10 protein-coding genes and 1 tRNA gene are annotated in these 13666 nt (G+C 72.2%); 4 read left to right on the top strand and 7 right to left on the bottom strand.

Annotated elements, in window-relative coordinates; translation table 11 throughout:
• Positions 1-98: 98 nt before the first annotated feature.
• From PYR72_RS10575 to PYR72_RS10590, 4 genes are all read left to right on the top strand, one after another.
• Positions 99-590, top strand: a complete 492-nt coding sequence (locus PYR72_RS10575; protein WP_275455081.1) for a MarR family transcriptional regulator — start codon at positions 99-101, stop codon at positions 588-590.
• A 5-nt stretch (positions 591-595) separates the two neighbouring features.
• A complete protein-coding gene (locus PYR72_RS10580; RefSeq protein WP_275460376.1) occupies positions 596-1597 on the top strand; it encodes a glycoside hydrolase family 43 protein in 1002 nt (333 codons plus the stop codon).
• A 35-nt stretch (positions 1598-1632) separates the two neighbouring features.
• The gene (locus tag PYR72_RS10585; RefSeq protein ID WP_275455082.1) at positions 1633-1785 is read left to right on the top strand and encodes a hypothetical protein; all 153 of its coding nucleotides are present in this window, start codon (positions 1633-1635) and stop codon (positions 1783-1785) included.
• 211 nt (positions 1786-1996) lie between these two features.
• Entirely contained in the window at positions 1997-4096 is a 2100-nt protein-coding gene (locus PYR72_RS10590; RefSeq protein ID WP_275455083.1) for an alpha-galactosidase, read from the top strand.
• 153 nt (positions 4097-4249) lie between these two features.
• Here the strand turns inward: PYR72_RS10590 and PYR72_RS10595 are convergent.
• From PYR72_RS10595 to PYR72_RS10625, 7 genes are all read right to left on the bottom strand, one after another.
• Positions 4250-4323: transfer RNA gene (locus PYR72_RS10595), tRNA-Pro, on the bottom strand.
• Between the two features lie 47 nt (positions 4324-4370).
• Complete coding sequence (locus PYR72_RS10600) at positions 4371-5624, bottom strand: FxsB family cyclophane-forming radical SAM/SPASM peptide maturase (protein ID WP_275455084.1); 1254 nt, start codon at positions 5622-5624, stop codon at positions 4371-4373.
• Entirely contained in the window at positions 5624-5836 is a 213-nt protein-coding gene (locus tag PYR72_RS10605) for a hypothetical protein (protein ID WP_059080042.1), read from the bottom strand. The genes PYR72_RS10600 and PYR72_RS10605 overlap by 1 nt, the downstream gene beginning before the upstream one ends.
• 181 nt (positions 5837-6017) lie before the next feature.
• Positions 6018-9977 (bottom strand): FxSxx-COOH system tetratricopeptide repeat protein, encoded by a 3960-nt coding sequence (gene fxsT, locus PYR72_RS10610; RefSeq protein WP_275455085.1) that lies wholly within the window; start codon positions 9975-9977, stop codon positions 6018-6020.
• Positions 9978-10007: 30 nt separating this feature from the next.
• A complete protein-coding gene (locus PYR72_RS10615) occupies positions 10008-11216 on the bottom strand; it encodes a TIR-like protein FxsC (RefSeq protein ID WP_275455086.1) in 1209 nt (402 codons plus the stop codon).
• Positions 11217-11544: 328 nt separating this feature from the next.
• Positions 11545-12612, bottom strand: a complete 1068-nt coding sequence (locus PYR72_RS10620; RefSeq protein ID WP_275455087.1) for a maleylacetate reductase — start codon at positions 12610-12612, stop codon at positions 11545-11547.
• On the bottom strand, positions 12612-13568 hold the full coding sequence (locus tag PYR72_RS10625) for a dioxygenase (protein WP_275455088.1): 957 nt from the start codon (positions 13566-13568) through the stop codon (positions 12612-12614). The genes PYR72_RS10620 and PYR72_RS10625 overlap by 1 nt, the downstream gene beginning before the upstream one ends.
• Between the last annotated feature and the right edge of the window lie 98 nt (positions 13569-13666).

Below are 13666 nucleotides of genomic sequence, written 5' to 3' on the forward strand. Positions count from 1 at the left end.
CCCTTCGTGCACGACCGAGTCGCGCCCGATATGGTTGCGAGATCTTGAAGGTAGGGTGGGCGATCGTCATACAGAGAGCACGGCGGAGGAGCGACACCGTGAGCACAGTCGGCGACATCGTGGGCACGGCCGGAGCGGCCCAGGATCCGGCCCCGGCACCCGGGAGCGGTCTGCTCCTGGACGACCAGCTCTGTTTCGCCCTGTACGCGGCCTCGCGCGCGGTCACGGCCCGGTACCGGCCGCTGCTGGAGGAACTGGGGCTGACGTATCCGCAGTACCTGGTCATGCTCGTGCTCTGGGAACAGGACTCGATCTCCGTACGCGACCTGGGCGCCGCGCTGCAGCTGGAGTCGAGCACCCTCTCCCCGCTCCTGAAGCGGCTGGAGGCCGGTGGACTGCTCCGCCGCGAGCGCCGTACGGACGACGAGCGCTCCGTGGCCATCCGCCTCACGGAGGCCGGCGCCCGGCTCCAGGAGCGGGCCCGGACCGTCCCCGTGGACATGGGCGAGGCCATGGGGCTCACCCCCGAACAGCGCACCGCGGCCAAACAGGTGCTCCGGCTGCTCACGGCCAACGTCGGCCGGACGTGACCGCCATGCGGCTTCCCGGGATGCCCCTGCACGATCCGTTCGTGGTCGCCGACGAGGCGACCCGCACCTACCACCTCTACACGTCCAACGAGCCGGAGGTCTCCGGCGTGGACGGCGTCGGCACGATGGTCTACCGCAGTACCGACCTGCGGGAGTGGACGCGTCCCGTCGTGGTCTTCCGGACCGCCGACCAGCAAGGGATCTGGGCGACGGAGGGGGCGTGGGCGCCGGAGGTGCACGCGTGGGGCGGGAGGTACTACCTGTTCACCACGCTGCACGACGAGAACAAGCCCCTCGTGGTGCCTCCGGCGAACCGGTGGGGCACACCCTTCCCGCTCCCGAACCACATGCGCGGCACGGTCACCGCGGTGTCCGACTCCCTGCTGGGCCCGTTCTCCGTCGTGGACCCCGGCCGCCCGACCCCGCCCGCGCACCTCATGACCCTCGACGGCACCCTCTACACCGACCCGTCCGGGCAGCCCTGGATGGTGTACGCGCACGAGTGGCTGCAGACCGTCGACGGCACCATGGAGGCCGTCCGGCTGGCTCCGGACCTGACCCGCACGATCGGGGACCCGGTCTTCCTGTTCAAGGCCTCGGACGCGTTCTGGCTCACGGAGCAGATCCCCGGCGGAGTACCGCACCAGCTCGCCCCGTACGTCACCGACGGCCCTCAGCTGCACCGGACTCCCGACGGGGCCCTGCTCATGCTGTGGTCCACGTACGAGAAGAACACGGCCGGCGACGACGGCACGGTCAGCGGCGGCTACGTGCAGACCTACGCGGTCTCCCGGTCCGGGGAGATCGAGGGACCGTGGGCCCAGCGACGGCCCCTGGTCCGCGAGGACAGCGGCCACGGGATGCTGTTCCACACCTTCGACGGCCGCCTGATGATGATCCTCCACCGCCCCTTCGAGAACGCCCGCGGCAAGCTCTACGAGATGCGGCTGGACGGCGACGAACTGAGCGTGCTGCGCCGCCGCGCCGATCTCGACGGGGGCGGCTGAGAAGGGGCGGCGCGAGCCGTACGGGGCCATGACGGGTGTCCCTGCACGACACGCCGACGGGGGGCGGACGCCGGCTGATCTTCAGCGACTCCTACTGGCACAACCTCAACGAGTACGGCTTCGACGACCAGACGTCCTCGTGGCGCAACAAACCAGGGTTCCAGCCTGCGGGGCCGGCTCGCCCGTGACGAGGGGGGCCGCGGTGCGCAGATCTCCATCAGCCCCAGCACCTACCGCTCCAACCTCGGCGCCTACAACGACTGGGCGAGTTCGGTAGCCGCCTGACGGCCGGATCTTGTGTGACCGGTCACAACGGTGCGAGGATCACGAGCGGTCACCACGCGGATCGGCCTCACCGGGACCACCGCACGACCCGAACATCCCGGAAGGGGAACGGCGTTGACCACTGTCGTCGCAGCAGCCGAGAGGTCTCGGGTCTGGTCGCATCCGGAGTCCGGCCTGTACGCCGTCATGGACGCCACCGGGGCGGTGCGGCTGGGCAGGCCGGGCCAGGACTGGGCGTGCCTGGTGCCCCTGGTCGAGGTCACCGCCACCGGTCACGGACGCCTGTGGTCGGGAGAGCGCTTCATCGAGACGGCCATCGGTGAACGCCTCACCTACCGCGGGCACGAGACGGTGCGGGACGAGGGACGGGAGCGTACGACGATCCGGCTGGCGGATGCCGCGACCGGCCTCGCCGCCGACGTCACCCTGGAGACGCGGCCGGGCAGCGGTCACCTGCGCTCCCAGGTCCGTCTGGCCAACGAGGGCCGCGCGGCGCTGCGCCTGGAGAGCGTCTCCACGGTGACCCTCGGCGGTGTGGTGGACGCGGACGGCGGTCTCGACGGGCTCACCCTGCACTGGGCGGACAACGACTGGCTCGCCGAATGCCGGTGGCGGCAGGACGCCTTCCGTTCCCAGGTGGTCCCGCTCGGCCGGGCCGCCCACGGTCACGAGGGCCGGGGCTGCTTCGAGCGGTACTCACAGGGGAGTTGGTCCACCGGCCGCCATCTGCCCGTGGCCGGCCTCACCGACGGGACCGGCCGTGCCTGGCTGTGGCAGATCGAGTCCAGCGCGGGCTGGCGCTTCGAGACCGGGGAGCGCGAGGGCGCGGCGTACGTGGCCCTGTTCGGCCCCGACGACGCGCATCACCAGTGGCACCACACCCTGGCGCCCGGCCAGGAGTTCCGCACCGTCCCCGCCGTCCTGGTCCACACGGAGACCGGCGGACTGGACGCGGCCTTCGGTGAACTCACGGACTACCGCCGGAGCATGCGCCGTGACCATCCCGACCTCCGCGCACTGCCGGTGATCTACAACGACTACATGAACACCCTGATGGGAGACCCCACCACCGAACGGCTCATGCCGTTGATCGAGGCGGCGGCCGAGGCCGGTGCCGAGGTGTTCGTGATCGACGCGGGCTGGTACGACGACGACGCGCAGGGCTGGTGGGACGCCGTCGGCGCCTGGGAGCCGGCGGCCCGCCGTTTCCCGGGCGGCCTGCCGGAGGTCCTGGACGCCATCCGGGCGCACGGCATGACCCCGGGACTCTGGCTCGAACCCGAAGTCGTCGGCGTGCGCAGTCCCCTGGCCCGCAGTCTGCCGCCCGAGGCGTTCTTCCGTCGCGGCGGCCTGCGGGTCACCGAGCATGGACGGCACCACCTCGACCTGCGCCACCCGGCCGCCCGGGGGCATCTCGACAGGGTCGTGGACCGACTGGTCGGCGAGTGGGGGGTGGGGTATCTGAAGCTCGACTACAACATCAACATCGGCCCGGGCACGGAGAACGGACAGGAGAGCCCGGGAGCCGGCCTGCTCGGACACCACCGCGCCCACCTCGCCTGGATGGCCGCGCTCCTGGACCGCCACCCCGGCCTCGTCCTGGAGAACTGCGGGTCGGGCGGTCTGCGCATGGACTACGCCCAACTGGCGGTGGCGCAACTGCAGTCCACCAGCGACCAGCAGGACTTTCTGCGGTACCCGCCCATCGCCGCCGCTGCCGCCACCGCCGCGGCACCCGAACAGGCCGCCGTCTGGGCCTACCCCCAGCCGGGTCAGACCCTCGACGAGATCGCCTTCACCCTCACCGGGGCGCTGCTCGGCCGGGTGCACCTCTCGGGCTTCCTCAACCTCATGACGGACGAGCAGGCCGCCCTCGTACGCTCGGCGGTCCGCGTGTACAAGGACATCCGGCCGGAGCTCGCGCGGGCGCACCCCTTCTGGCCGCTGGGCCTGCCCGCCTGGGACGACACCTGGATCGCGCACGGACTCCGCGGCGGCGCGTCCACGTTCGTGGCGGTGTGGCGCAGGGGGTCCGCGAGCGGCGACCGCACCCTCGTCGTGCCCCACCTGCGGGGCATTCACGTCGAACCGGAGGTGCTCCACTCGGGCCCGTCCGAGGCGAGCGCCCGGTGGGACGCGGCCGAAGCGGCTCTCACCGTCCGGCTGCCCCACCCCGACACCGCGGTCGTGCTCCGCTTGCGCGCGGCACCGTGAGGTTCGTCGGAAGCGTCGGCGGTTCGTCGAGAGCGTCAGGGGTTCGTCGGAAGCGTCAGGGGTTCGTCGGAAGCGTCGGCGGACGGTCGAAGGGCCTGCCCCACCGAAGTGGGGCAGGCCCTGACCCGGGCTCGAAGCCCTGTTGTCGCGATGTCGGGACGACAGGATTTGAACCTGCGACCCCTTGACCCCCAGTCAAGTGCGCTACCAAGCTGCGCCACGTCCCGTCGCGCGGTCCACGATGCCGACTGTGAACGCGCAGGCAAACCCTACCCTACGTACCCCTGGCGTCCAGTTCGGGCAGGGCGAGCGGGGTCCCGCCGAGGTCGGCCCGGAGGCGGTCGCGGATGTGCAGGGTCAGCGCGGCCAGGTCGGCGCAGTAGACGGAGGGGTTGCGAAAGCCGCTCCCGGAGGCGTACCGGTGGGCGAACAGCCCGCCCCCGCACACCGCGAGCACCGGGCAGCGCCTGCAGACCGGCCCCAACCCGGAGGCGCCGGACTGGCGTTGACGGATCTGCGGCTGTTCGAGGACGTCGTCGAGGCTGTTGCGGAAGACGTCGAGACCCGTCACCGGCGCGCCCTCGTAGGCGACCTTGAGGGAGTCGGACTGCTCGATGCTGCCGTCGGTCTCGATCACCGCCAGGGTCGCCGGGGCCAGCCCCACCGACTCGGTGCGCATCGACCCTCCGAGGACTCCCGCCATCAGCTCCTCGAAGAGCCGGACGCCCGTCTCCCGTACGGGGGCGTCGTACCAGCGGTCGAAGAGGCGTCGCAGCCAGTCGGCGTACGGGGTGCCGCCGTCCCGCCGGGCCGTCACGCCGTCCCCGGACACCGGCGGAGCGAGGGGAATCCGCCCGCGCCGGTCCGCGAGTCCGGGGGGCGGGGCGTCCCACGTGCCGTGCGGCAGCAGGAGGTCGACGCGCGGGGGGTGCGCGGCCAGCAGCGCCTCGTAGGTGTCCACGGGGTCGTCGGCCAGGTCGATCGTGCACAACAGGCCCGCGTACAGGGGGCGGTACGGGTCCGCGCGCAACCGGGCGAGCCCTTGCGTCACCCGCCGGTGGCTGCCCTCGCCCCCGGGGAAGACCCGGTGCCGGTCATGGCCCGCCCGGGTGCCGTCGAGGCTGACGCTGACATCCACCCGGTACCGCAGGAGCACGTCCAGGACGGCCGGGGTGAGCAGCACGCCGTTGGTCTGCGCCGAGAATCGGACGGGCACCCCCGCCTTCTCCAGGCCCCGCCCGAGGATCCCGAGCAGCTCCTCCAGCCGCCGGGCCCCGAGGAGCAGCGGCTCCCCGCCGTGCAGCACGATCCCGACGTCCGGGAGGTCATGGGCGGTGGCATGCTCGGCGATGCGCCCGGCCACCCGCTCGGCCACCGCCGCGTCCATGAGACGCGGCTTGTCGCGCCAGCTGGTGTCGGCGGAGTGGTACACGTAGCAGTAGTCGCAGTCCAGGTTGCAGCGGCTGTGCACCTTGAGGACGAACTGCCGCAGGTACGCCAGGGGCGCGGGGCCCGGCGCGGGGGTCATCACATCCGCGTTTCGCTCGGCAGGGAGGATTCGAACTCGGCCGGGTAGGTGGCGTCCGGATGCGCGGCCTCCAGGGCGAGGCGGCGCAGTACATGACCGAGCGCGCTGGTCTCGGCCACGGCTCCGGGGCGGTCCTCGGCAGGTCCGATCGGGCGCGCGCCGGAGGCGGCGCGGTCCTCGGACGTGTCCGGCGAGGACAGGAAGGGTGACACCGCACTCCTAGGGGCCAAGCTGACACGGGGCGTCCGCCCGGCGGGGACATGCCCGTAGCGGTGAGCGGAGAATAGCAGCGGAGCAAAGAAAAACGGCAGGAAACGACACAAAGCGCCGCCGGGAACAACCCCGCCGCACGGGACGGAGCCATGGCCGCTCGTACCACTCCGTGACACGGGATCAGAAAGTGAAGGGTGGCTCGATGTCCGCGTCCAGGCGCACCCCGCTGTCCACCGCCTCGTAGGTCGGGTGGTCCACTCCCAGGGTCTGGGCGGCGAGTTGCAGAGCCTCACTGTAGTGCTCCTCGGACTCGTCCGTCACACCGGCCCCCGCGAGATCCACGGACAGGTTGGACCGCAGGGTGATCACGTCGTAGTGGTCGGCGCCCAGGGTCTCCAACACGCCCGCGAGCGCCTCGCGTTCGAGGGCGATCGCGGCCTCGGGCTCACCGGTGTCGACGAGACAGTTGGCGTGATTGATCATCGCGTCCAGGGTGTAGGGGTGCCGTTCACCCAGGGTGCCGGTCAGGGCTCTGAGGGCGCGTTCGGAGGTGGCGCGGGCGGCTGCCGCGTGGCCGCCGAGGCGCAGGTAGATCGCCAGGTTGTTCTGGCACCCGAGCGTGTAGGGGTGCGTCTCCCCCAGGGTCTGCCGCTGGCGGGCGAGGATGTGGTCGGCGTGGTCGCGGGCGCTGTCGACGTCCCCCAGGGCCGCCAGGACGTTGGCCAGGTCGGCGCGGGCGGCCAGGGTGTCCGGATGGTCGCGGCCGCGGTCCTCGGCGTACATGAGGTGGACGGAGGCGACGAGGTCGCGGGCCTCCTCGTAGCGGCCGGCCCGGCGCAGTGCCACCGCGTGGTTGCGCTGGGTGGACAGGGTCTGGGCGTGCCTCTTGCCGAGCCGCTCCCACAGCACCTGGCAGGTCTCCTCCAGGATGTCGAGCGCGGTCCGGAGGTCACCCGTCTCGCGCAGGTCGCGGGCGTAGTTGGAGGCCGCGCTGAGGGTGTAGATGTCGGTCGGGCCCTTGAGGTCGAGCCGGTCGCGGTAGACCCGCCGGTGTATCTCCAGCGCCGCGCGCCGGTCCCCGCACAGGTACTCCGAGACACCGAGGTTGCTGGCGTGCATGGACAGCCGCAGGTCCTCGGGCGGCCAGACCTGCTTGCTGGCCTCGTAGGTGGCGCGGTCCCACTCCCGGGCCTCGTCGTACCGGCCGAGGGCGTTGAGGTCGGCGGCCACGTTGGCGGCGGCGATGAGCGTACGGCGGCGGCCGGGCCCCACCAGTGCGGCCATCCGCCGGTGAACGTCGAGGTCGTTGTCGTAGGCCTCGCGCGAAACACCCTGGGAGCGAAGGATGTTGCCGAGCTGGGTGCGCAGCAGGAGGACCTGGGTGTCGTCCGGACCCAGGCGCGCGGTCCACTCCGCGAGGACGCGTTCGGCGGTGTCGCGTCCGGACGACAGCAGGTTGCGCCGCCACAGACAGCGCACCGTGTCGATGATCCACTGCCGTACGTCCGGGTCGTCGCTGCGCGTCGCCCGGCTCGGCCACAGATGCGGCAGGAGTTGCGCGTAGCGTGGCCAGCTCTCCGGTGCGCCGGGCGTCTTGGGGTTGCCCGCGGCGAGCACGGAGTGCACCACCGCGCGCAGGTGCAGGCGTCGCTCGACCGGCAGGGAGTGGCGGATCTCGGCCTGCACCAGGCGGTGCACGACGATGGTGCCCTCCTCCGGGTCCGCCTGGGCGAGCCCGAACCGGTTGATCTCCTGGAAGACCTCGCCGATGGTCACCTCGTCCCGGGGCTCGTCCTCGTCCAGCGTGAGCGCGTCCATCAGGGAACGGGTGTACAGCAGGTCCATCGGGATGGGGTCGGCGCCGAAGAAGGAGCAGATCTCCAACAGGTCCGCGGCCGCCGGGCTGTTGGACCGGATCTCCTCCAGCGACACCAGCCAGCCGGCCATCTCCAGCGAGCGTTTCTCCGTGCGTTTGAGCAGTTCCGTCGCATGGGTGCGCAGCAGCCCCAGATACCGGTCGACGGGCATGGCCGTGGCGCTCAGCCATACGGCGGCCTGGTGGACGGCGAGCGGCAGATCGCCCAGCTCGTGGGCGATCTGCTGGGCGTTGTCCGGGTCGAGGCCGGGATTGCGCCGGCCGAGGAGCGCCACGCTCTCGGACCGTTCGAACACCTCGACCGGCAGCACGTTGCCCGCTTCCTCCCAGGTACGGTCGCGGGACGTGACGAGCACGTGTCCACCGCGCACGGGGTCGGCGGGCAGCCATTCGGCCGTCTCCTCCGGGGAACCCGCGCTGTCGAAGACGATCAGCCAGTTGCGGTACGGCGTCCCGCTCGCCAGCGCCCTGAGCACCCGGCCGGCGGTGAGCGCGGTGTCCTCCCCGTGCTCGATGCCGAGTTGGGGGGCCAGACGGGCCAACTCCCCCGCGATGACGGTGGGTTCGGCGGCCGGCACCCACCACACCACGTCGTAGGAGCCGCGGAACCGGTAGGTGTACTCCAGCGCCGTCTGCGTCTTGCCGACTCCGCCGAGTCCCACCAGGACCTGGGGCGTCGACGGTCCCCCGGCCGCGGTGAACCGGTCCCGCAGCTCGTGCAGCAGGGCGTTGCGGCCGGTGAAGCCGGTGTTCCTCGGCTGCAGCGACTCGACGGCCGGGTTGGTGCCCGGATAGCGCGGGGGCTCCGGCGCCGGCGGCGTGCCCGCGCCGCGTGCCGGGGCGGGCGCCGAGGGCGGCGGGCCGACGCTCTGCCGCAGCCGTCGTACGGCGTTCACCGCACTGAGGTGGGCGACGCTGGGGGCGGCCGCGAGGTCGAAGGGGGGCTCCAGGGCCCGTTCGCCGCCGTGCACGCGGACGGCGACGAGCTCGGGTGCCAGGGACCGCTCCCTGCCCGCCAGTGCCCGCCACAGCGCCGCGGACTGCGGCGCGGCCGCGTACTCCGCGGACAGCAGGACGAGGATCCTGCCCTCCTCCGCCAGGGCGCGGACCACTTCCGGTGCGGTCTCGCCCGGCCTGGTGGCGGTGACGTCGTGGAGCGTGACGCGGAACCCGGCGGACTCCAGGTGCCAGGCGGCCCATTCCGCCCAGACCCGGTCCTCGGGCACGTGACTGACGAACAGACAGGCGCTGACGGCCCGGCTCTTGTTCATGTACGCGGTGAGCAGCCGCTGCCGTTCCTCGTCCGGCAGGGGCACCCCGCGCCGGACCTCGCCGTCGGTGAGCCAGTCCGTCAGGCGTTCGCACGCCTTCAGCACGGTGCCCTCCTGCAACGGCCGGTCACCGACGGGCGCGACGATCTCCTCGTACGCGTAGAACGTCTTGTAGGGGATCTCCACGTCGCCCCAGTACCGCTCGACGCTGCCTTCGTCCAGCCATGTCAGATGGCCGCCGAAGACCTCCCGGGCCCGGTCGCGGCTGATCTCCAGCCGCTCCCGCTCCGCGTCCTCGACCCGCATCGGCACCGGCAGCAGCCGGATCGGCCGCCGGGAGCCCTTCGTCACGGCCCGGGCGACGTGGGCGGAGCCGCGCATGTTCTGGACGTTGTAGACGAAGCCCAGGACGAGGGTGTCGGGGAGCAGGACCGTGCAGATGCCCGAACTGTCGGTGACGCCCGTGCGGCTGTCTATCAGGACGTAGTCGTAGCGGGCGGCCATCTCCTCGCGCAGCTCCAGCAGGAACGATCCGCCGCCGAGCCGTTCGTAGAAGGCGTGCCAGTCGAACGTGGTCACGGAGTCCGAGTAGGCGGCGTTCTGCCGCCCGGCGGGCAGGAAGTCCAGCCGCCCGCCGCTCGCGAACCGCAGGTCGAGACCGACCACGTACGGGGTCAGGTCCAGTGTCCGGCGGAACCAGTCGTCGTCCTGCGGGGCCTCCTCGCGGCCGGGCAGGAGGACGGCCTGCTGGTAGGCGCGCAGCAGGTCGATCAGCCCGTCGGTGTCGCGCAGTTCGGGGTCGGTGAGTAACGGGTGGAAGTAGCTGTGCAGGCCCGGCGCCTCCAGGTCCCAGTCGACGGCCAGGACGCGTTTGCCCCGGCTGGCCAGGATCCACGCCACGTTCGCCAGGGCCATCGTGCGGCCGACGCCGCCCTTGAACGAGTAGAACGTGACGACCTGGCCTCGGCCGTCCGGTGCGCTGGACATGCTCATCCGGTCTCCTGGGCAGTCGTGTCGGACGGGTCAGAGCCGGGGCATCGCCGGCGGTGGCGCACCCGGCGGCAGGCGACGGACCCGGCCGCCCGCGGCGATGCGGTTCTGGGTCACGGTCACCGCCCGGGACAGCGTGTCGTCGAAGTCGTGCTGGTCCACGGGGGCCCAGAAGACCGGATCGTGATGGTCGTTGCGGCGCATCCAGTTGCGCTCGAAGACCGCCTGGACCGCGTCCCAGAGGGCCTCGTTGTCCGTGCCCGACTCGCTGTCGTGCTCGTGGCAGGGCACGAGGACCGCCGTCGTCGGGTGGTGCAGCGTGTCGTAGCGGCGCAGTGCCTCCCGGTACGGGTCCTCCCGTGCCGACCAGGCGTCGACCAGCAGCACGCACACCTGGTTGAGGTGGCGGGCCCGGTTGAGCCGGCGGATCAGCTGGGGGCTCACCGCCTCGACGCTCGCGGTGTGCCCGTCGCCGGTGATGACCCGGGTGGCCCGCTCCACGACGGTCGGGACCCGCGGTGGGCTGTAGGGCGCCCACGTCCAGGGTGCCTCCCCGTAGTAGGCGGTGTGCGAACGGCCGAGCGGAGGCCGCTCCTTGGTGCAGGCGGCGACGAATATCGCGACGTGGCCCGCGAGTTCGGGCGACTCTCCGACGGGGAAGCAGCCCCGGACCGCCGAGAGGTCGAAGGCGGGCGGCTCGTCGACCGGCAGGTTGAAGAAGTCCGCCGCCTTGCGCACGCGGCGGGCCACCTCCTCGACGACATGCCGGTACGCGGGGCCGCCGGGGTCCGACTGCATCAGCTGCAGCAGCCCGTGCCTGAGGTACTCCTCCCCCAGCCCCGGTTCGGTGTACTGGACGGCCTTGACCGCGCTGGGCATCCTGCGCTGCGACACGGGCTCCCAGAGCACCGGCACCAGGGCACGCGGCTGCACCGAGGTCATCTCGTGATACCGCTGCACACGCGCCGCGAAGTGGGTCCATTCCTTGCCGCAGTACTCACTGCGGAAGTACGCCGGCGAATACAGCGCGACCATCGCCCTGCACGCTCCTACGGCACGGGTCAGCTCCAGCAGCCAGTCGTCGCCGAGCATGATGTTTTCGACGTCACGGAAGGTGGGCTGCCGGGCCGACACGGCACCCGACCGGGCGAGGGCCTTGAGCAGGTCGTTGTAGAACCGCCCCACGTACGCCGCCCGATCGTCCCGCCTGGCGTAACTGAGAAAGAAATACGGCTGATCCAAGGCGCCCCCCAGCATGCCGGACCGCACCGACGGCACCGGGGTCCTACCCTGTCGCCGCCGGTCTCAGACATGGGGGCGACGATCGAGTGAACGCCCGACGACCGAGGCGGACCTGGACACGGGACCGGAAGCTGTACAGGTGCGTGGCGCCGCGCGCGGTGGCTGCGCAGATCCGTCACCGTCACCTCGGCACGCCCGAGCACTGGTTCACGGGGTCCGGCACCTCGCGCAGGACGACGCCCGCGCCCTTCGGGACCGGGAGGCATGGTGTTCACCTTTCACGTGCTCGGTTCTCGTCGTGCGGTCCGTGTCGCGCGGGACACGTGGGTCAGGACCACGCCGGCGGCCGGGTGCCCCCGTGCGCCGCGCGCAGGATCGCCAGGGCGTCCGGCGCGCCGACCTCGCGGGGGTTGGGGTACGCCTGTGCCGTCACCTCGGTCGCCGCGCGTTCCAGGTCGGCCTCGTCCAGGCCGAGTTCGGCCAGGGAGCGGGGAGCCCCGAGGCTGCCCGTCAGGTCCCACAGGGCCCGGCCGGGGTCGTCGGTGTCCAGGGCGCGGCCCAGTGCGGTCATCGCGTCGGGCGCGGCCGGGGCGTTGTAGGCGACGACGTACGGCAGGACGACGGTGTGGGTCTCGGCGTGCGGGAGGCCGAAGGTGCCGCCGAGGACGTGGCAGAGCTTGTGGTGCAGACCCATGGTGGTCGCGCCGAGCGCGGTGCCGCAGAGCCAGGCTCCGTAGAGGGCCCGGCCGCGTGCCGCCAGGTCCCCGGGGGCGGCCGCCACCGCGGGAAGTGCCTCGGCCATGGCACGGGCGCCCTCCTGTGCCGTCAGCGACACCAGGGGCGAGGCGTCCGGCGCGTACAGGGCCTCCACGGCGTGGGCGAGCGCGTTGACGCCGCTGGTCACGGAGAGGGGTACGGGCAGGGAGAGGGTGAGTTCGGCGTCGTAGACGACACTGCGCGGCAGGACCGACGCGGCCCGGCCGGTGCGTTTGGCGCCGTTCTCGGTCAGGCCCCAGACCGGGGTCATCTCCGAGCCGGAGTACGTCGACGGCACGGCGATCAGCGGCAGTTCGGTGCGGAGCGCGATCGCCTTGCCCAGTCCGATCGCCGAGCCGCCGCCGACGGCCACACAGCCGTCCGCGTCCACGTCCCGCGCCGCCCGCACCGCCCGGTCGGCCACCTCCACCGGTACGTGCTGACGGGCCTCGGCGAACAGTCCGGCGCGGGCGCCGCCCAGCGAGTCGGCGACCGCGCGGGCCGTCTCGGCGCCCCTCGGGCCGCAGACCACCAACAGCCGCCGCAGCCCGAGCCGTTCGGCCTCCCCGGCCACCGCCGTCACGGCGGCGCCGGGGCGCATGACGACCCGCATGGGCCGGGCCTCGTACTCGAACTCCATCACGCACGCCCCGAGTCGTTCGTGCCGGAGGTGTCCCGCGTGCCGAGGACGAGGTCGAACCGGGCGTGGCGGAACGGGTTCGGGATGCCGAACCGCCGGGCCAGCGCCGGGTCGTCGGTCTCCGTGAAGTCCTGGACGAGGCTCTCCTTCACGGCGAAGACCGCGTCCGAGTCCAGGTGATCGCTGCCGGCCACGAAGATGTGGGTGGTGACCGGGGTGTGTCCCTCCGCCGAGGCGATGAAGTGGATGTGGGCCGGGCGGTAGGGGTGCCGGGAGGTCGCCCGCAGGAGGTCGCCGACCGGGCCGTCCGTGGGGATGGGGTACGGGCTGGGGACGCAGGTGCGGAACCAGAAGCGGCCCTCGGTGTCCGCCGTGAACAGTCCGCGGCCGTTGCCCGGCGGCTGGACGTCGGGCTGCTGCACGTCGTAGTAGCCCTCGGCGTCCGCCTGCCAGACGTCGAGGACCGCGCCGGGCAGCGGGGTGCCGTCGCTCGACAGCACCCGCCCGCTGATCACGCACGGCTCGCCGCCGCCGACCAGGTCGATGTCCGCGCCCAGTTCCCGGACCGGGGACTCGGTCATGTGGAACGGGCCGAGGACCGTCGACTCGGTCACCCCGCTGCCCGCCTCCGCCCCCTTCTCCTGCTCTTCCTCCTTCTCCCGGAGCTCGTCCCGGCCGTCGCGCCCCTCGCTGTTGATCGTCTCGACCAGCATCGAGACGCCGAGGACGTCCGACAGGAGGACGAACTCCTGCCGGGTGTCCGTGCAGGCCTGCCCGGTCGCCGTCAGATACGCGATCGCCTGTTCCCACTCGGCCATCGTGGGCTCGACCTCGCGGACGAAGGCATGGAGGTGACGGGTGAGGGCGGCGAGCAGTTCCCGCAGGCGCGGGTCGGCCGTGCCCTCGAAGCTGTCGACGACCGCCTCGGTGATCCGGGTGGTGAATTCGGTGCTCATGCCCCACTCCTACGACTGTTCACGCGGCTCCGCCAAGGCGGCGCCGACAACTGTCTCCCCAGCACACGGAACGCGCACGCCACGCACACGACGCACGT

Source organism: Streptomyces sp. VNUA24 (assembly GCF_029167005.1).
In the GTDB taxonomy this organism is placed as follows: Bacteria; Actinomycetota; Actinomycetes; order Streptomycetales; family Streptomycetaceae; genus Streptomyces; species Streptomyces scabiei.

Bases quoted from the DNA above. Each gene is read 5' to 3' on its own strand.
- PYR72_RS10580 (WP_275460376.1), top strand. From the start codon at position 596: ATGCGGCTTCCCGGGATGCCCCTGCACGATCCGTTCGTGGTCGCCGAC.
- PYR72_RS10600 (WP_275455084.1), bottom strand. From the start codon at position 5,624: ATGACCCCCGCGCCGGGCCCCGCGCCCCTGGCGTACCTGCGGCAGTTC.
- fxsT (WP_275455085.1), bottom strand. From the start codon at position 9,977: ATGAGCATGTCCAGCGCACCGGACGGCCGAGGCCAGGTCGTCACGTTC.
- PYR72_RS10620 (WP_275455087.1), bottom strand. From the start codon at position 12,612: ATGGAGTTCGAGTACGAGGCCCGGCCCATGCGGGTCGTCATGCGCCCC.
- PYR72_RS10625 (WP_275455088.1), bottom strand. From the start codon at position 13,568: ATGAGCACCGAATTCACCACCCGGATCACCGAGGCGGTCGTCGACAGC.